At 73.0% G+C, this 18130-nt stretch carries 16 protein-coding genes and 1 riboswitch; of the genes, 7 read left to right on the top strand and 9 right to left on the bottom strand.

Annotation, left to right across the window (positions count from 1 at the left end; translation table 11 throughout):
- The first annotated feature begins 124 nt into the window (after positions 1-124).
- Positions 125-297: riboswitch (cyclic di-AMP (ydaO/yuaA leader) on the top strand.
- A gap of 7 nt (positions 298-304) precedes the next feature.
- Entirely contained in the window at positions 305-1471 is a 1167-nt protein-coding gene (locus MTR79_RS03755; RefSeq protein WP_244789161.1) for a C40 family peptidase, read from the top strand.
- 102 nt (positions 1472-1573) lie between these two features.
- Here MTR79_RS03755 and MTR79_RS03750 read toward each other — a convergent pair whose 3' ends face one another.
- Positions 1574-1927, bottom strand: coding sequence for a hypothetical protein (locus tag MTR79_RS03750; RefSeq protein WP_048457965.1), 354 nt, complete (start codon positions 1925-1927; stop codon positions 1574-1576).
- Positions 1928-2290: 363 nt separating this feature from the next.
- On the opposite strand from MTR79_RS03750, the gene MTR79_RS03745 reads away from it, so the two are divergent.
- Complete coding sequence (locus MTR79_RS03745; RefSeq protein WP_244789159.1) at positions 2291-3340, top strand: C40 family peptidase; 1050 nt, start codon at positions 2291-2293, stop codon at positions 3338-3340.
- 32 nt (positions 3341-3372) lie between these two features.
- On the opposite strand, the gene MTR79_RS03740 is transcribed toward MTR79_RS03745, so the two are convergent.
- Both MTR79_RS03740 and MTR79_RS03735 read right to left on the bottom strand, forming a co-directional pair.
- Positions 3373-4116 (bottom strand): response regulator transcription factor, encoded by a 744-nt coding sequence (locus MTR79_RS03740; RefSeq protein ID WP_048457967.1) that lies wholly within the window; start codon positions 4114-4116, stop codon positions 3373-3375.
- The gene (locus MTR79_RS03735) at positions 4113-5405 is read right to left on the bottom strand and encodes an ATP-binding protein (RefSeq protein ID WP_037641151.1); all 1293 of its coding nucleotides are present in this window, start codon (positions 5403-5405) and stop codon (positions 4113-4115) included. Before MTR79_RS03735 ends, MTR79_RS03740 begins: the two co-directional genes overlap by 4 nt.
- 386 nt (positions 5406-5791) lie before the next feature.
- Between MTR79_RS03735 and MTR79_RS03730 the strand changes: the two genes are divergently transcribed.
- Both MTR79_RS03730 and MTR79_RS03725 read left to right on the top strand, forming a co-directional pair.
- Positions 5792-7201 (top strand): PspC domain-containing protein, encoded by a 1410-nt coding sequence (locus MTR79_RS03730; RefSeq protein WP_244789157.1) that lies wholly within the window; start codon positions 5792-5794, stop codon positions 7199-7201.
- The gene (locus MTR79_RS03725; RefSeq protein WP_086699546.1) at positions 7188-7439 is read left to right on the top strand and encodes a hypothetical protein; all 252 of its coding nucleotides are present in this window, start codon (positions 7188-7190) and stop codon (positions 7437-7439) included. Before MTR79_RS03730 ends, MTR79_RS03725 begins: the two co-directional genes overlap by 14 nt.
- Here the strand turns inward: MTR79_RS03725 and MTR79_RS03720 are convergent.
- The 3 genes from MTR79_RS03720 to MTR79_RS03710 form a co-directional block, all read right to left on the bottom strand.
- Complete coding sequence (locus MTR79_RS03720) at positions 7436-7957, bottom strand: DoxX family protein (RefSeq protein ID WP_189365861.1); 522 nt, start codon at positions 7955-7957, stop codon at positions 7436-7438. The two genes, MTR79_RS03725 and MTR79_RS03720, sit on opposite strands and share 4 nt — an antisense overlap.
- A 141-nt stretch (positions 7958-8098) precedes the next feature.
- Positions 8099-9379 (bottom strand): hypothetical protein, encoded by a 1281-nt coding sequence (locus tag MTR79_RS03715; protein ID WP_244789156.1) that lies wholly within the window; start codon positions 9377-9379, stop codon positions 8099-8101.
- A gap of 210 nt (positions 9380-9589) precedes the next feature.
- A complete protein-coding gene (locus MTR79_RS03710) occupies positions 9590-10384 on the bottom strand; it encodes a class II aldolase/adducin family protein (protein WP_086699542.1) in 795 nt (264 codons plus the stop codon).
- 158 nt (positions 10385-10542) lie between these two features.
- Here MTR79_RS03710 and MTR79_RS03705 point away from each other — a divergent pair, with 158 nt between their 5' ends.
- Complete coding sequence (locus MTR79_RS03705) at positions 10543-11058, top strand: pyridoxamine 5'-phosphate oxidase family protein (protein ID WP_086699540.1); 516 nt, start codon at positions 10543-10545, stop codon at positions 11056-11058.
- Between the two features lie 18 nt (positions 11059-11076).
- Here the strand turns inward: MTR79_RS03705 and guaA are convergent, their stop codons facing one another.
- Positions 11077-12657, bottom strand: a complete 1581-nt coding sequence (gene guaA, locus MTR79_RS03700; protein ID WP_244789154.1) for a glutamine-hydrolyzing GMP synthase — start codon at positions 12655-12657, stop codon at positions 11077-11079.
- A gap of 341 nt (positions 12658-12998) precedes the next feature.
- Here guaA and MTR79_RS03695 point away from each other — a divergent pair, with 341 nt between their 5' ends.
- The gene (locus tag MTR79_RS03695; RefSeq protein ID WP_086699537.1) at positions 12999-13295 is read left to right on the top strand and encodes a chorismate mutase; all 297 of its coding nucleotides are present in this window, start codon (positions 12999-13001) and stop codon (positions 13293-13295) included.
- Positions 13296-13586: 291 nt separating this feature from the next.
- On the opposite strand, the gene MTR79_RS03690 is transcribed toward MTR79_RS03695, so the two are convergent.
- Complete coding sequence (locus MTR79_RS03690; RefSeq protein WP_244789152.1) at positions 13587-14840, bottom strand: hypothetical protein; 1254 nt, start codon at positions 14838-14840, stop codon at positions 13587-13589.
- A 250-nt stretch (positions 14841-15090) separates the two neighbouring features.
- Here MTR79_RS03690 and MTR79_RS03685 point away from each other — a divergent pair, with 250 nt between their 5' ends.
- Positions 15091-16167 carry an LAETG motif-containing sortase-dependent surface protein gene (locus tag MTR79_RS03685; protein WP_189365865.1) on the top strand — a complete coding sequence of 359 codons (1077 nt, stop codon included), beginning with the start codon at positions 15091-15093 and terminating at the stop codon, positions 16165-16167.
- A 125-nt stretch (positions 16168-16292) separates the two neighbouring features.
- Here MTR79_RS03685 and MTR79_RS03680 read toward each other — a convergent pair whose 3' ends face one another.
- Complete coding sequence (locus tag MTR79_RS03680) at positions 16293-18110, bottom strand: GMC family oxidoreductase (protein WP_189365866.1); 1818 nt, start codon at positions 18108-18110, stop codon at positions 16293-16295.
- Between the last annotated feature and the right edge of the window lie 20 nt (positions 18111-18130).

The raw sequence follows: 18130 nt of genomic DNA, 5'->3' as shown, positions 1-18130 counted from the left end.
ACGCCCACAGGAAGGTCACGAAAATGTATCGGGCATATCACCCATCAACCTTCACAAGGGCCACACCAGTTGGCTACCGTGCGGTCCGGGCCGCTCGTCCCCCGCCGGCGAACCTCGCCGGGCCGCGCGGCCTCCGCCGAGTCCGTCTCTGTCCGCCGTGGCAGCCGGAGCCGGGGACCCACCGAGACATGGGGTGAATCGGCCCACTCCCTCAGGGAAGCGGCCGTAGGGCAACCCTTCCGAACCACCCGCCCGAACCCGACAGCTAACCCGGTAGGCGGAGCACTGGAAGGAGTCGCCTCCCTTGGCGTCGCACCGCAAGTCGCGCACCCCGGGCACGCGCGTGGCAGGCATACGCACCCCGGCCCTCGCCACGGCCGCGCTCACCTCCGTGGCCCTGCTCTCCCAGACCGCCGAGGCCGCTCCCGTCGAGGACCGGCCGAGCCTGGAGGAGGTCGAGAAGAAGGTCGGCGACCTCTACCGCCAGGCCGAGTCGGCGACCGAGAAGTACAACGCTGCCAAGGAGAAGACGGGCAAGCAGCGCAAGCGCGTCGACACCCTCCTCGACGACGTGGCGAAGCGCACACAGAAGCTGAACGAGGCCCGCTCGGAGCTGGGCTCCTACGCCGCCGCCCAGTACCGCACCGGCGCGGGCATGCCGGACACCGCGACGTTCCTGCTCGCGGAGACGCCGCAGGACATCTTCGACCAGCGTCAGGTGCTGGACCGGATGACCGGCCGCCAGAAGGCGGCGGTGGACGACTACGTCACCCAGCAGACCGAGACGATGAAGAAGCGGCAGGAGGCCACCGAGAGCCTCCGCACGCTCACCGAGACGCAGGGCGACCTGAAGACGGCCAAGGCCACGGTCCAGAAGAAGCTCGCCGACGCGCGCGAACTGCTGTCGAAGCTGACCGCGGAGGAGAAGGCGCGGCTCGCCGCGATCGAGAAGCGCAAGCAGGAGGAGGCCGCCCGCAAGGCCGCGGAGCTGGCCTGGCAGCAGGCGGAGCAGGAGCAGGCCCGCGAGGAGGCCGCGCAGCAGGGCGGCGGCACCTCGGAGGGCTCCGGGTCGACCGGCTCGACCGAGACCCCGCCGGCCGACTCGTCGTACGGCACCAAGGCGGAGAAGGCCATCGCCTTCGCCCGCGCGCAGATCGGCAAGCCGTACGTCTGGGGTGCGACCGGTCCCGGATCCTACGACTGCTCGGGGCTGACCCAGGCCGCATGGAAGGCCGCCGCCGTCTCCCTGCCGCGCACCACCTACGACCAGGTGAACGCGGGCACCACCGTCCCGGTGTCCCAGGCCCAGCCCGGCGACCTGGTCTTCTTCTACGACGACGTCACCCACGTGGGCATCTACATCGGCAACGGCATGATGATCCACGCCCCGAAGCCGGGCACGTACGTCCGCGAGGAGTCGATCTACTACGACGGCGACTCCGCGATCCACAGCATCGTCCGCCCGGCCTGACGGGCCTCTCGACGCGCGGACGCGGAACCGCCGACCGGGCCGGTGACGGCTCGGCCGGCGGTTCCGTGCCGACGGCGGTGCCCGGCGTCCCGGGACGCGAGCTCAGGTCCAGAGGACCGCGATGAAGACGTTCGCCACGGTCAGCAGGCCGACCAGGCCGAAGACGCCCTTGTCCACCTTCTCCTCGTCCCGCTTCACGTAGACCAGGCCCAGGATCACGATCAGCAGCGCCAGCTTCACGCCGATCTTGATGTGGTCGACGGAGTGGTCCTGAGCCTCGTTGAGGCCCACGAGGGCGACGCCTGTGACCAGCATCGTCAGCGCGCCGTGCAGCATCGCGGGGACGAAGCGGGCGGTGCCCGCGCCCATCGCCTTCATCTGGGTGAGGAAGCCGCCGAGCAGCGACGCGATGCCGATGATGTGCAGACCGACGAATATGTGGAGGAGTACGTCCATGAGGCCGGAGCCTAGCCAGGGGCGTTCCCTAGCATTCCGCCGCCCTCGCCTTTCCCACCTTCACCACATCGGTCATCACCCTGAGTGAGAACGCTGCACCACGCACGACTCAATGGTCACTTACGGTCACCCGACGGTCCGTGGACGACAGTTCCGCACAACCCGTATCCCGCGCCGCGCGGCCGGGCCTAGCGTCCTGCCCCAGGTGACCGGCTCCGCATCGCCGCTCGGGCCAGGAGCGGCGGCCGGACACCACCGCCGAGGAAAGGGTCCGGCGGCGGACGGCTCCCCTGTCTCCCCGCCGCCGGACCGCCGGGCAGTCGTCCGGGCTCGGCGGGCGTCACGGAGAGGACGGCTGCAAGGGTGGCAGCGCACCGCAGGTCACGGCAGCGCCCGGTGGGCGGCACCACGGCCCGCGCGGCCGTCACCGTCGTCCTGGCGGGAACGGCCACGGCGGCCGGTTTCGACGGAGCGGCACACGCGGCTCCGCGGCCGGCGCCCGCGGGCGCCGACGTGGACCGCCTGTACCGCGAGGCCGAGGTCGCCACCGAGAAGTACAACGGCGCCAAGGAGAGGGCGGATTCGGCGCGGGAGCGGCTGCGCGACCTCCAGGACGAGACGGCCCGCGCCCAGGCGCGGCTCAACAAGGCCCGCGAGGCCCTCGGGGCGGTCGCGGCGGCGCAGTACCGCGCCGGGGGCCTCGACCCCGCCCTGCGGCTGATGCTGTCCGACGACCCGGACGCCTACCTCGACGGCGCGGCCCTCGCCGAACGCGCCGGCAGCCGCCACCACGCCGAGCTGGGCCGGGTGCGCGCCCAGCTCCGGGAGATCGAGAAGCTGCGCGGCGCGGCCCGCGTCGAGGTGAAGACGCTCACCACCCGCCGGGCCGAACTCGGGCGCCACAGGCGGACGATCACCGAGAAGCTGTCCGCCGCCCGCCAGGCGCTGTCCCGGATGTCACCCGAGGAGCGCGCCGGGATCACCGGCGGCACGGGCCGTACCGCCGCCCGCTCGGCCGGCGGTACGGCCCGGGACACCGCCCTGTCCCTGTCGCAGGCGCCGAACGCCCGCGCCGCGCAGGCCGTCGCGTACGCGCACCAGAAGCTCGGCAGCCCCTATGTGTGGGGCGCGACCGGCCCGGACGCCTTCGACTGCTCGGGCCTCGTGCTGGCCGCATACCGCTCCGCCGGCGTCTCCCTGCCGCGCACGACGTACGCGCAGATCGACGCGGGCCGCCGGGTCTCCCGCTCCGAACTGCTCCCCGGCGACCTGGTGTTCTTCTACTCCGGCATCAGCCACGTGGGCCTCTACATCGGCAACGGGCAGATGATCCACGCACCGAACCCCTCGGCCCCGGTCCGCGTCGCCCCCGTCGACCAGATGCCGTTCGCGGGGGCGACGCGGGTGGTGTGACCGTGCGTGTCCGGCCGGGGCGGTCCGGCGACTCAGACCAGGCGGCGGGCCGTCGCCCAGCGGGTCAGCTCATGGCGGTTGGACAGCTGCAGCTTGCGCAGCACCGCGGACACATGCGACTCCACCGTCTTCACCGAGATGAACAGCTGCTTGGCGATCTCCTTGTAGGCGTAACCGCGGGCGATCAGCCGCAGCACCTCCCGTTCGCGCTGGGTGAGACGGTCGAGGTCCTCGTCGACCGGCGGGGCGTCCGTGGACGCGAAGGCGTCCAGCACGAACCCGGCCAGCCGCGGCGAGAACACCGCGTCGCCCTCCTGCACCCGGAAGATCGAGTCGACGAGGTCGGCACCCGTGATCGTCTTGGTGACGTAGCCGCGCGCGCCGGACCGGATGACGCCGATGACGTCCTCCGCCGCGTCCGACACGGACAGCGCGAGGAAGCGCACCGGCCGCTCCGGGTCACCCATCAACGACGTGGAGCGCCGCAGCACTTCCACACCACCGCCCCCGGGCAGGTGCACGTCGAGCAGCACCACCTCCGGCCGGGTCGCGGTGATGACCGTGACCGCCTGGTCGACGTCGGCGGCCTCGCCGACCACTTCGACGCCGGTCTGCTCGGTCTGCCCGATCTCCGCCTGGACCCCCGTACGGAACATGCGGTGGTCGTCGACGAGGACCACGCGCACATGGCGCCGCCCGGTGCCGCCGGCCGGCTCCGCGGTCCCGTCCGCCGGTACCGCTTCCGCCGCTGCGTTCGCCTCGGTCGGCTCACTCATGACGTCTTCTCCGCCCTCTCCATCTCCAGCTCGACCTCGGTGCCCCCGTCCGGCACCGCGCGCAGCCGCGCCGTGCCGCCGTTGCGTTCCATGCGGCCGATGATCGATTCTCTGACGCCCATACGGTCGGCGGGTATCGAGTCGAGGTCGAACCCGGGGCCGCGGTCCCGGACGGACACGAACACCGTCCTTCCCTCGACCTCCGCGTAGACCTGGACCGCGCCTCCCTCGCCACCGTACTTGGCGGCGTTGACCATCGCTTCCCTCGCGGCCTGCATCTGCGCGCCGATCTTCTCGTCCAGGGGGCAGTCGCCCACGACGACGACCTCCAGGGGGACGCCGTGCTTGTCCTCGACCTCGGCGGCGTTGCGCTTGACGGCCTCGGCGAGGGTGGCGGGCTCCTCGTCCTCGTCCTTGCCGTTCCCCTCCGGTTTGTAGAGCCAGGCGCGCAGGTCGCGCTCCTGGGCCCGCGCCAGGCGGCGCACCTCGCCGGGGCTGTCCGCGTTGCGCTGGATCAGGGTGAGGGTATGCAGCACGGAGTCGTGGACGTGGGCGGCGACCTCGGCGCGCTCCTGCGCGCGGATGCGCATGAGGCGCTCCTCGGAGAGGTCCTGGGTCATACGGACGAGGTACGGCCCGGCGAGCAGGGTGACGCCGACGAGGACCGCGAGGGCGGCCTGCAGCACCGCGCCGAGATGGCTGCCGGAGCCGCGCAGGACGAAGATGCCGGACGCGCCCGCCGTCACCAGCAGCACGCCCGCCACCGCCCGCAGCAGCGTGACCGTCCGCCTGCGGCGGCCGACCTCCATCCAGCGGGCCCGGCGGGCGTTGTCCGCCTGCCGCCACACCAGGGCCACGCCCGCGCCGACCAGGACGGTCGGCCACAGGTAGGCCCGGGCGCCGTTGGTGAGGTTCACGCTGCCCACGAAGATCATGGCCACCACGACCATGAGCAGCAGGGCGACGATCTGCCCCTTGTCCGGTTTCCGCGTGACGAGTCTGCGGCGGCCGTCCGGGGTGGTCTCGGTGGTGACGGGTGAGGGCGGCTTCTGCGCGTCGACGCCACCCACCCCGAGCGGCACGAAGAACCAGAACGCGGCGTACAGCAGGGCCCCGAGACCGTCGGCCATGAACAGGGCGACGAACGCGAGGCGCACCCAGATCACGGGCAGGCCGAGATGCCCGGCGAGCCCCCGCGCCACTCCCCCGAGCCAGCGTCCGTCACTGCTGCGGTAGAGCTTGCGCGGCGGCCGCGGCTCGGCGAGGGGCGCTGCTGCGGCTTCCGACATGCCAACGATGGTCACACGCCGAGCAATCCAGGGCATCAGGGTCCGCCCCGGAGACTCCCCTGATCTCGACGTGAGGGTCGGCTGCAGCGGGGTCGGCGGTGCCGACGGCACCGGACGCCGGGGCGCGTGCCCTGGGCCCCGGGCACACCGGGGCGTGCAGCCCCGGACCTCGAAGGCTCGTCCGGACCTCAGGGCGGTTCGCGGCGGACCGGGAGTCGCCCGGCCCCCGGCCACAGCGGCACCCTGCCCTGGACCGCGGGGCGTCCGCCGAAGGCGCGGCCCCTCGCCCCCCGCCGTCCCCGAGGCCCGCCTCGGGGGCGGATATCAGGGTCCGGCCAGGGTCGTTCCGACTGCCGCTCGGGCGGCTCGGCCGTCACCATGGACGCATGACGGATCACCAGCATGCCGCGCCGGGCCCGGGACCGCGTCCCGGGTCCGGGCCCGGGACGCCCGCCGCGGAGCCCTCGCGTGCGGGCGCGGGGAAGGAGGGGACGGCCGGCGCACCGGCGGGGGCCGTCGACCCCGGCCGGCACTTCCGGCGCGACCGGCGGCACCAGATGTTCGGCGGAGTGTGCTCCGGTCTCGCCCGGCAGTACGACATGGACCCGGTGATCTTCCGGATCACGCTCGCCGTGCTGTCCGCGACCGGCGGCATCGGCCTCATCTTCTACGGCTTCGCCTGGCTGTTCGTCCCGTACGACGACGAGGACGAGAACCAGGTCCGCCGGCTGCTCACCGGCCGGGTCGACGGCCACACGCTGGCCGCGGTCCTCTTCGCGCTGGTCGGCTGCGGCGTCTTCCTGTCCATGCTGAGCAACGACGGGGTGCTGAGCTTCGCCGTCATACTGTCCCTGCTGCTCGCGGGCGCCGCCTACTGGTCGCGGCGGCGCGGTACGCCGAGCCCGGACCCGATAGCCGCGCAGGCCGCCGCCGACGCCCCGCCGGAGCCGCAGGCTCCGCCCGTTCCGGCCGCGTACCCGTCGTGGTGGCGCGAGCCCATCGTCAAGGACGGCACCTACGTCGGGGGCACGGGTTACCTGTGGGGCCCCGAGGACTCGCGGGACCTGGACATCGCCACCGCGGTCGGCGTCGGCGTCCGCTCCGGGAGCGGCGGCGCGAAAGACGTGTGGCGCCCGCCGCAGGCGCGCCCGCCCAAGCCGGCAGGGCCTCGCGGGATCGGCGGCTGGGTCTTCCTGTTCGCGCTGCTCGCGGCCGGTCTGGGCACGGGCCTCACCTGGGAGACGCAGCCCCTCGGCACCAGCCTGCAGACGGGTCTGGCGTGCGCCCTCGGCGTCATCGGCCTCGGGATCGCCGTCAGCGCCTTCCTCGGCCGCACGGGAGCCGGGTCGATCGTCCTCGCGGTCCTCACGGCAGGCCTGCTCGCCGGATCGACCGCCGTGCCCGACGACATCGGGACGGACTGGACCCGCACGGGCTGGCGGCCGGCATCGGTCGCGCAGATCCGCCCCGTGTACGACCTGGGCGCCGGCGAGGGGAAGCTGGACCTGTCGGCGGTCCGCGTCCCCGCGGGCGACACGGTCTCCACCCAGGTCGAGGTGGGACTGGGCCGTATCCATGTGATCGTCCCCCGGGACGCGACCGTGCGGCTGCACGTCGAGGTCGGGCTCGGTGACATTCAAGTGCCGGGCGACGGACGGAAGGACGTGGACGTGGCGCCGGGCAAATACAAGGAGATGACCCTGGAGCCGCCCCCCGGCGCCGGGAAGGCGGGCACGCTGCGGCTCGACCTCCGGGTCGGCGCGGGGCAGGCGGAGGTGAGCCGTGCTGCGTCATGAGTTCCAGCCCGGCCGGCTGATCGCGGGCGCCGCGCTCGTCGCGGCGGCGGTGATCTACGGCGGGGACGCGGGAGGAGCCTGGGAGACACCGTGGTTCGTGGTGATCCCGCTCGTCGTGGGCGGCCTCTTCCTGGCCGGCGCGGTGGGTGCCGTCACCGGACTGGTGCGCCGCCGCCGCGTCCGCCCGGCCCCCGAAGGAGCGGACACGGCCGATCACGCGCCAACGACGGGAGGTTAGAAGGTGCCGCGCCGTCGCCGTGCGCGGAGGGCGGCGTCCACGGACAGCAGCGGGGCCCCGGCCAGGATCAGCGGGGTCCAGGCCATGAGGTACGGCAGGTCGTTGCCGTAGTAGTACGGCTCGGCGGCCCAGCTCACGGTCAGCCACAGGCTGAGCGAGATCAGCGCCCCGCCGAGGGCCGCGATCCGGGTGAGCAGCCCGATCAGGGTGCCGATGCCGACGGCCAGCTCGCCGAAGGCGATGGCGTAGCCGAAGCCGACGGGGCTCTCCAGCGCCATGTCGACCAGCGCGGGGATCGCGGAGGAGTCGCGGACGGCGCGCATCATGTCGCCGATCGACCCTGCCCCGGAGTCCTTGAGGAAGGCGCTGTCGGTGAGCTTGTCGAGACCGGCGTAGACGAAGGTGACGCCGAGGAAGATTCGCAGCGGCAGCAGGGCGTAGCGGGCGGCGGTGTCCCGCGGCCCGCCGGCGCCGTCGGGACGTGGGGTGTAACTGTCTGCGCGCCTGCCGTGCGTCATGTCGCCGCTGCCTCTCGACTCCGGGCCCACCTGGAGAGACCGAACGTACGGCAATCGGCGTGGGACGAACCCGGTCGACAGCGTTTCCTCAGGGAAGTGACAGCGGCTCACCAGCTACGGCGACGCTCCGCCGTCCCGCCGTCACTCCGTGACGTCGATGGCGTAGCGGTTGGTCTCCACGCCGGCCGCGGTGACCACCTGCACGTCGACCCGGCCGGGCTCCACGTCCGCGGGGACCGGCACGGTCAGCAGGTCGTCGGCCGGGTTGTCGAAGCCGCCCACCACCGGCACCAGCGGCACATGGACGTTCACCGGGCCGACCCGCACCACCATGCGCGCCAGCCGGTCCGCGCCCTGCGCCCCGGCCGGGACGAACCCGGTGCCGCGGATCTCGATGTCGTCGCCGGTACGGATGGGCGCGTCCAGGTCGCCGGCCTCCCGGGCCCGCACCACGGAGAGGATCACCGGGCGCCCGCCCTCGGCGTACTTGCCCGCGAGGTAGGTGCCCGCCGACACCAGCACCACCACGGCCAGCCCCCAGGGCAGGTCGGGCAGCTGGTCGGGGCGGCGGGCCAGCCGTACGGCGGCGAAGGCGAGGGCGACGGCGTTGATGACGACGTACTGGATGTCGGCGAAGCTGCCGCGTCCGGAGTCGTCGGTGAGCAGGTCGGCCGCCCTGGGCCGGTGGGCGCGCTCCTTCTGGAGCCGCTGCCCCTGCACCCGCAGCCCGACGACCCGGCGCACCAGCACCGCGATCCCGCACACCACGGCCAGGACGGTCACGACTCCGGCGCCGCGGGCGAGTTCCAGGCCGTCGATCAGCGCGTCGCGCTCGCGGTGGTCGGAGGCGGCCGCGAGCCGCCCCACCAGCACGAGCACGGCGTACGCGACGAGCAGCACCCAGGAGCCCGCCACCGCGCGGGACGTGGAGAGCCGGTTGTCCTCGCCGACGACCGGGGCGAGGGCGCCGCCGCGCGCCCGGTGGAACCAGGACGCCGCGGTGAGTGCCCCCGCCAGCAGCACCGCGGACAGCAGCCCTGCGGTGCGCGCGGAGGTCCAGCCCGCGCCGATCGCGGTGAGCGCCTGCACGAGCAGCAGCGCGAGGACCCCGGCCCAGACGACGACCGCGGTCCGCTGCCAGAGGCGGGCCAGCCAGGCGGCGCCTTCGGCCCGGCCGCGTTCGGCCACCGCCTCGGCGGCCTGGGCGAGTTCCTCGGAGACCCACTGCCGGGAGGCGGAGGCGGAGTGGGCCACCGCGGCAGGGAGTCCCTGGCCGGTGGCGTACTCGTCCCGCTTCACCAGGAACGCGGCGACCGCGCGCCGATGCCCTTCACGCGCCCCGTGCGGACAGTCCCCGCAGGTGCAGCCACCTTCGTGGGCAGCCGGATCCGCTCCGCCCTGTCTCGCCTCCTGCACCGCCACGCCCGAAGCCGCCTTCCCGCACTACCCGACACATCTCGACTCACCACGACCGCCCTCGGCGGCCCTCGGACAACTCCCCCGCATCGAGAGCGAATTGTGCCCTACGCCACGCCCGTCCCGTCCGCCGGGCCCGGCCCCCGAGGGTGAACCTCGAGGCATCGTGTTGACGCACGCCCCCGGCCCTCTCCCGCGCCCCCGCCATACGCGCGTTCAGTCCAGCAGATCCGGTTCGCTCCGTGTGATCTCCCGCCACATCGGCTGGTAGTTGATCCACGCCACCAGGTCACCGCCCAGCTGCTCCCGGGTGGCCACCGCCTGGCGGTGCTCGATCAGCACGGGACGGCCGGCCGCCCGCGCCGTGAGCTGCACCTGGCAGGAGCGTTCCATGGTCATGAACCACCAGGCCGCCGCGTCCACCGAGTCGCCCACGGTCAGCAGCCCGTGGTTGCGCAGCACCAGCGCCTTGCGGCTGCCGAGGGCGGCGGCGATGCGGCGGCCCTCCTCGGGGTCGACGGTGACGGAGGTGTAGGCGTCGTAGAGGGCGTGGTCCTCGTAGAAGGCGCAGCTCTCCTGGGTGATCGGGTCGAGCAGTTCGCCGAGGGCGGCCAGCGCGCGGCCGTGCACGGAGTGGCAGTGGGCGACGGCGACGACGTCCGGCCGGGCCGCGTGGACCTGGGCGTGGACGGCGAAGGCGGCCTGGTTGACGTGGTGTCCGCCCTCGACGACCTGGCCGTCCTGGTTGGCGAGCACCAGGTCGCTCACGGTGACGTGCCGGAACGGCATGCCGAACGGGTTGACCCAGAAGCAGTCGCTGAACTCGGGGTCGCGTGCGGTGATGTGCCCGGAGACGCCGTCCTCGTAGCCGAGCCGGCCGAACAGCCGCAACGCGCCCGCCAGCCGCTCCTTGCGGTGCCTGCGCTCGTCCTCGAGGGACTCGTGCATGGGCGGCATGGCGAAGTGCAGCTTGTCGGTGGGCACCGGCAGGGGCGGAGTGGGCCCGTGCATGAGTCCTCCCGCGGGGGGTTCGCGTACGGGGCGGAAGTTACCCGGGGGGCGCGCCGTACGACAGCTCTGTTCCGTAACACCGGACATCCGTCCGGATACCCGGCCGACCACCCGGATACCCGACAGCGGATGTCGGTTTTCCGGGTCACACTCGCTCCATGAGCACGCACACGGACACGGACGGCCGGAGGGACGCCGGCGTCACCTGGGGAGCGTTCGCCGCTGCCGAGCCCGATCTGGCGCGGACCGTACAGGAGCGCTTCGCCGCCTACACGCACCACGTCCTCGCGACCCTCCGCAAGGACGGCTCGCCGCGCACCACGGGCCTGGAGGTGCGCTTCCTGGACGGCGAGCTGTGGTTCGGGATGATGCCGGGGTCGATGAAGGCGCTGGACCTGCGCCGCGACCCCCGCTTCTCGCTCCAGGCCAATCCGGGCGAGGGCACGACCATGGGCGGCGGCGACGTGCGGATCGCCGGACGGGCGGCCGAGGTGCCGGAGGACGACACGGAGACCCGCGCCCGGTACGCCGAAGAGGTGGAACCGCCGGAGCCGTTCCACCTCTTCCGCACCGAGGTCACGGAGGTCGTGCGGACCTCCGTGGAGGACGAGAAGCACCTCGTCGTGCAGGTCTGGAGGCCCGGAGCGCCGGTGCGCACGCTCAGGCGGACCTGACCCGGGACCGCTGGGAGGTCACTCCCACTCGATGGTGCCCGGCGGCTTGGACGTGACGTCCAGCACGACCCGGTTGACGTCCCGGACCTCGTTGGTGATCCGGGTGGAGATCTTCGCGAGGACGTCGTACGGCACCCGCGACCAGTCGGCGGTCATGGCGTCCTCGGATGAGACCGGGCGCAGCACGATCGGGTGACCGTAGGTGCGGCCGTCGCCCTGGACGCCGACCGAGCGGACGTCGGCGAGCAGCACCACGGGGCACTGCCAGATGTCGCGGTCGAGGCCGGCCGCGGTCAGCTCCTCGCGGGCGATCGCGTCGGCCTCGCGGAGCAGGTCGAGCCGCTCCTTGGTGACCTCGCCGACGATGCGGATGCCCAGGCCGGGACCCGGGAAGGGCTGCCGGTGGACGATCTCCTCGGGCAGGCCGAGTTCCTGGCCGACCATCCGGACCTCGTCCTTGAAGAGCTTGCGCAGCGGCTCGATCAGCTGGAACTCGAGGTCCTCGGGCAGACCGCCCACGTTGTGGTGGGACTTGATGTTGGCGGTGCCGCTGCCGCCGCCGGACTCGACGACGTCCGGGTAGAGGGTGCCCTGCACCAGGAACTCCACCGCGGGGCCCTCGTCGGCGATGATCTCGGCCTGCGCCTGCTCGAAGACCCGGATGAACTCACGGCCGATGATCTTGCGCTTCTGCTCGGGGTCCAAGACTCCGGCCAGCGCCTTCAGGAACCGCTCCTCGGCGTCGACGACCTTGAGCTGGACGCCGGTCGCGGCGACGAAGTCCTTCTCGACCTGCTCGGTCTCGCCCTTGCGCATCAGGCCGTGGTCGACGTAGACGCAGGTCAGCTGGGAGCCGATGGCCTTCTGCACCAGTGCGGCGGCCACGGCGGAGTCCACGCCGCCGGACAGGCCGCAGATGGCGCGCTTGTCGCCGACCGTCTCGCGGATGGCGGCCACCTGCTCGTCGATGACGTTGCCGGTGGTCCAGTTCGGCGTGAGGCCCGCGCCGCGGTACAGGAAGTGCTCCAGCACCTGCTGCCCGTGCGTGGAGTGCATCACCTCGGGGTGGTACTGGACGCCGTAGAGCTTCTTCTCGTCGTTCTCGAAGGCGGCGACCGGGACGACGTCCGTGGACGCGGTGACGGTGAAGCCCTCGGGGGCGGCGGAGCAGGCGTCGCCGTGCGACATCCAGACCGCCTGCTCCTCGGGGGTGCCCTCGAAGAGGGTGGAGGAGTTCTTGGCGACGTGCAGGCCGGTGCGGCCGTACTCACGGGCGCCGGTGTTGTCCACCTGGCCGCCCAGGGTCTGGGCCATGAGCTGGAAGCCGTAGCACATGCCGAAGACGGGGACGCCGGCCTCGAACAGCTCGCGGTCGAGGCGGGGGGCGCCCTCCTCGTACACGGACGAGGGGCCGCCGGAGAGGATGATCGCCGCGGGGTTCTTGGCGAGGATGTCCGCGACCGGCATGGTGCTCGGCACGATCTCGCTGTAGACCCGCGCCTCGCGGACGCGACGGGCGATGAGCTGGGCGTACTGCGCGCCGAAGTCGACGACCAGGACGGTGTCGGGCGCGTTGGCAGCGGGAGTCGCTGATGACACGAGGTGCCTTCCGGCGGTGGGGAGGGGGTCTTGTGCCTCCCGATTCTACCGAGACGGCGACGCGGTCCGTCCCGGCCCGATCGGCGCCCGGCGTCCCGTGCCACGTCTCACCATGCGGGCCGGGCGTTGGACGGACCGGGCCGGCCGGGCATACTGGCCCCATGCTCACGCACCCGACCTTCCTCTTTACCTATGGCACCCGGCCCGCCGGCTGCCATGGTCGTGCTGCTTGAGCAACTGACAAGCGACTTCCCAGGCGCCCCGGGCCGACAGGTCCGGGGCGCCTGGCGTTTCACCGGACCGTGTCGCTCCGGGGCCACCACCCACCGAGGAGCCCCGACATGACCGCCGTCACCACCGAGCCGACCGAGAAGACCGGCGCCCGCACCGCCGAGGCCGCCGAGCTGATCAGCGACGCCCGTGAGCGGATCGACGCGCTGGACGACCGGATCATCGGTCTGGTGCAGGAACGGATGGCGGTGTCCGCCGTGATCCAGAAGGAACGGATCGCCTCCGGCGGCCGCCGTGTGAACCTCTCCCGCGAGATGGAGATCCTCGCCACGTACCGGGACGCCCTGGGCAGGCCGGGCACCGCGCTCGCCATGACCCTGCTGGAGCTGTGCCGGGGCAAGATCTGACAACGCGTTCCCGGTACTGGCGTGCGGATCGCCTCTCACCCGTCCGGTGCGTGACCGGCGGGCCTGGCGGGTCGTTGGTCCCGGTGTCCGCGCCAGCCAGGGGCGGACCGGAGCAGCATCACGCGTGGCTCGCCGGAGCGATGAGACGGACGGCTCGTGCCGTGCGTCGTGGGACCTCGTTCCGGTATCGGTGACCGGGAGGCAGGGGACAGCCGCCCCGGTCACGCGAGAGATCGGCCGGCCCCGGGGACGCCCGGGGCCGGCCGACGCGCGTGCGGGCCCCGGCACCGCTCAGGTACGGGAGACGACCCCGCACTCGTCCTCGCGGGACACGCTCGTGCTGCGGTCGTACGGGTCGCGGGTCCCGCCTGCCTGCGGGGACGCGCTCAGCAGGTCGCTGAAGAAGGACGGGTTGATCAGCCCGTCGCCCTCCCGGCAGTCGTCGTTGCCTATCTCACTCGCGAGGTCCCGGATCCACAGGCGTCCCTCGGTGCCCTGGTAACGGGAGGGGTCCGCGGCGTCCACCTGGAGCACCCGGCGGACGATCACCCGGGTCGTCTCGTCGCCGCCGACGCGGGCCACCCCGTACACGAAGGTGTAGTCGGCGGTGATCAAGGCCCGCCCCTCGGCCGCCGTGTCCGGCGCCACCGTCATCCGGCCGCGCACCCGCACGGCGCCCACCAGGTCGACCTTCTCGGGGTCGAAGCGGGTGAACGCCGACACCGGGTCGTTGTCCTCGGTGGGCCGGCGCACCGCGGCCCGCAGATCGGCGAGGTAGTCGGCCTCCAGCGGGTCCACCAGCGCCAGCGCCTTCACCGGCTCGCCGCCCTTCAGCACGGCAGGGTCGAGGTTGGCGGCGGCCAGGAACTCCTTGGTGCCGCGCAGCGCCTCCTCGATCCGGGCGGCCGGCACGCCGTTCACCGCCTTCGCCCGCGGCAGCCGGATGGCGTCCGCCCCCGCCTCCCAGCGCGCGGCCGGGGAGCCGGTGAACGGCCGCTCCCGGGTGGGGATGCCTTCGGCCTCGCCGGGCGCGCCGGTCGGGCGGGCGGTCTCGGGGGCGAGCGGGGACGCCTCCACCCCGGACGCCTCCACCCCGGACGCGTCCACCCTGGAGGCCGACGCGCCGGAGGCATCCGCGCCCCCGCCGCCGAGCCCGCCGGGCAGCCAGGACAGCGCGGCCGACGGGTTGACGGCGCCGACGGCCAGGGCGGCGGCGGTCAGCACACCGACCACGCTCCACACCGTGCGGCGGCGTGAGGCCCGGCCGTCCATCTCCCGCCAGGCGGGACCCGTGCGCCAGCCCTCCGGCCGGGCGGGCGCGACGGGCCTGCTCCTGCCGAACCGGCGGCCCTTGCGGCCGGCCGCCGCGGCGTGGGCCTCGTCCAGGGCGCGCAGCCGCTCGGTCACCATCCGGGCCCGGGCGGAGGGCTCCTTGGGCGCGGAGGCGGGGACACCGGCCTCGCTGTCCCGGAGGAACTGCTCCCACGCGTCGTCGGGAGGGGCTGCGGACTCCGGTCGGGGCTCTTCGGACGGCTTCTCGGCCACGGGGCGGCGGTCTTTCTCTCGGCGTGGTCCAGATCTACGTGATCTTGGCGGGCGGCGAGCCTAGTGCAGCGGTCACTCCGACTGCGCGTGATCCACATCACGTAAAGATTCTGTGAGGTCCGGGACAACCATTCGCGGGTCTCGGTGATCGAACTCACCGACATCAGGGATCAGACCCGCGCGCCCCACACGGAGGCGCTCTTCGACTCGTGCCGCGACCGCGCGGCACGCCGGACTCACCGAGGTCTTCATGAAGCTTCGCCGCGCCCTGGCCGCAGCGGCCGCGACGGCAGCGATAGTCCCGGCCGCCCTCCTCGCGGCCCCGGCCGCCCACGCGACCGACCCCACGTCCACCGCCTCCGCGACCGGGTCGACGGAGACGGACACGACCGCCCCGACGGCCACCCCCGCCCAGACGGAGTCCACGGAGTCCGGCTCCGGCGGGCAGGACGAACAGCCGGAGCAGGACACGGACGAGTCCGGGAACGGCGACGAGGGCGGCACCGGCGAGGAGGGGAACGGCACCGACGACTCCGCCTCGCCCTCCCCGTCCTCCAGCCCCTCGCCCTCGGCGTCCACCTCCACCTCCCCCTCGCCGAGCCCCAGCACGAGCTCCCCGGCCGCGGAGGACCCGGAGCTCTGCGTCGACGAGAACGGCGAGAGCACGGCCGGGCTCAGCGAGGACCTGCGCAGCGGTCTGTCGGGCCTTCCCGAGACGATCGTCGCGGGAAGCGGCTGGACCACGTTCTCCTTCGACGTCACCAACCGCGGCGACGAGGAGATCGAGAACATCAAGCCGCTGATCGGCGTCGCCGCGGTCGGCTGGGAGGACGTCCGCGACTACTCCGGCCAGATCACGGTCCAGGTGTACGACAAGGCGGCCGGCAAGTGGAGCACGCTCGCGGGCGCCGCGGGCGAGGGCGCCACGTTCGCCGCGTTCTCGCTGGGCGCCGGCCAGTCCGCCTCCTACCAGCTGCGGCTCTCCGTCAGCGGCAACGTGCCGGACGCGCTCGGCCTCACCGGCGGTTTCGCCGAGTACTCGGACACCGAGGGCTGCTGGGTCGCCGACGACCCGAACGGCTGGATCTACTTCTTCGACATCCTGGCGGCCGGCTCCGACGCCGGTGACCCGGAGGACGCCAAGCCGCAGACCGGTGGCGTCAAGGAGCTCGACAAGGTCAGCGAGGTGAAGGTCACCGGCAGCCTCGCCGAGACCGGCTCGAACTCCGCCCTGCCGGTGATCGGCCTGGTCGGCGGTGCCGCCGTCGTGGCCGGCGCGGGTGCGCTGTTCGTCGTCCGCCGCCGCAAGGCCGGCGCCGAGGCGTGAGCCCGGCCGCCCGTGCGGCGGCCCTCGTGACAAGGGGAGAGGACCTGAGCTCGGAGGGGGGCACAGGTCCTTCCTCTGTGTCACGCATGCGACGCGGCCACATTTTCTGTGTCACGCATGCGCGGCTACTTCTTCGGCGGCACCGCCGGCATCCCCAGGAACGGCAGCTTCAGCGCGCCGAACGCGTCGGCCGGGACGGCCGGTGCCTTCGGCTCCACCGGGTTCAGCCGCCGGTACTCCTCGCCCTGCGCCGGACGCGGATCCTCCTCGCCCTTGTTGGGCCAGAACGACATCGCCCGCTCGGCCTGCGCGGTGATGGTCAGCGAGGGGTTCACGCCCAGGTTCGCGGAGACCGCCGAACCGTCGACGACCGTGATGCCGGGGTGCCCGTACAGCCGGTGGTACGGGTCGATCACGCCGGTCTCCGGGGAGTCGCCGATCGCGCAGCCACCGAGGAAGTGGGCGGTGAGCGGCATGCCCGTCAGCTCGCCCACGTTGGAACCGGCGAAGCCGTTGATCTCGGCGGCCAGCGCGGACGCGCCGTCGGTCGCCGCCTTGATCTGCTTGGGGTTGGGGGCGCCGTGCCCCTGCCGCGCGGTGAGCAGCCCGCGGCCCACCCCGGACGGCTTCAGGTACGTGGTCAGGGAGTTGTCCAGGGACTGCATCACCAGGCCGATGATGGTCCGCTCCGACCAGCGCCGGTTGGACAGCGACCGCAGCATCAGCCAGGGGTGCCGGGCAGCGTTGCCCAGCCAGCCCAGCACCCGGACCGCGCCCGAGGCGTTGTCGGCGTACGGCACCTGGAGGATCGACAGGGAGCCCATCGAGTTGGAGCCCTTGCCGTAGCGGACCGGCTCTATGTGGGTGTTCTCGTCCGGGTGGATGGAGGACGTGATGGCCACGCCGCGGGTGAAGTCGGCCTTCGGCTCGCCGGTGGCCTTGCGGTAGCGGCGGTCGTCGGTCTGCGCGCCCACCAGCGCCTCGGAGTTGGTGCGGGTCATCTCGCCCAGCCGGTCCGAGAGGTGCGGGAGCTGCCCGCCGGTGCGCATCCGGTGCAGCAGCGTCTGCGTGCCGTAGGTGCCGGCGGCCAGCACCACCCGGCGGGCGGTGAACGTGCGGCCCTTGCCCTTGCGCCGGTCGTTCGTGGGAAGGGTGGCGACGGCGAAACCGCCGCGCGAGTCCTCCGTCACCGACACGGCCGTGGTCATCGGGTGCACGACCGCGCCCGCCTTCTCGGCGAGGTACAGGTAGTTCTCGTTGAGGGTGTTCTTCGCGCCGTGCCGGCAGCCCGTCATGCACTCGCCGCATTCGGCGCAGGCCCTCCGCGAGGGGCCCTCCCCGCCGAAGTACGGGTCGGGCACCTCCTGCCCCGGCGTGGCCCTGACCTTGCCGTCGGCGTCCTCGCCGTCGCCGAAGAAGACCCCGACGGGCGCCATGTGGAAGCTGTCCCCGCAGCCCATCCGCTCGGCCGCCGCCTTCAGATGCACGTCCGAGGGGGTCGTCGTCGGGTTGAGCCGCACGCCGAGCATGCGCCGCGCCTGGTCGTAGTACGGCGCCAGCTCCTCCTGCCAGTTGGTGATGTTCCCCCACTGCGGGTCCTCGAAGAACGGCTTCGGCGGCACGTACAGGGTGTTGGCGTAGTTCAGCGAGCCGCCGCCGACGCCCGCGCCGGCCAGCACCATCACGTTGCCCAGCAGATGGATGCGCTGGATGCCGTACATGCCGAGCCCCGGCGCCCAGAGGTAGTTCTTCAGGTCCCAGGAGTTCTTCGGCAGCGACTCGCGGGTCCAGCGGCGGCCGGCCTCCAGCACGCCGACGCGGTAGCCCTTCTCGGTCAGCCGGAGCGCCGAGACGGAACCGCCGAAGCCCGAGCCGACGACGAGGACGTCGTAGTCGTAGCCGGTGTCGTCGTCGGGGGCGGGGACGGAGTTCTCCTGTGACACGTGCTCTCCTCGTCGAAAGC

It is taken from the genome of Streptomyces sp. BJ20 (assembly GCF_022869105.1).
GTDB classification, from domain to species: Bacteria; Actinomycetota; Actinomycetes; order Streptomycetales; family Streptomycetaceae; genus Streptomyces; species Streptomyces griseoincarnatus.
The sequence above is the reverse complement of the archived record's forward strand: the minus strand, read 5'-3'. Positions and strand labels throughout refer to the sequence as shown.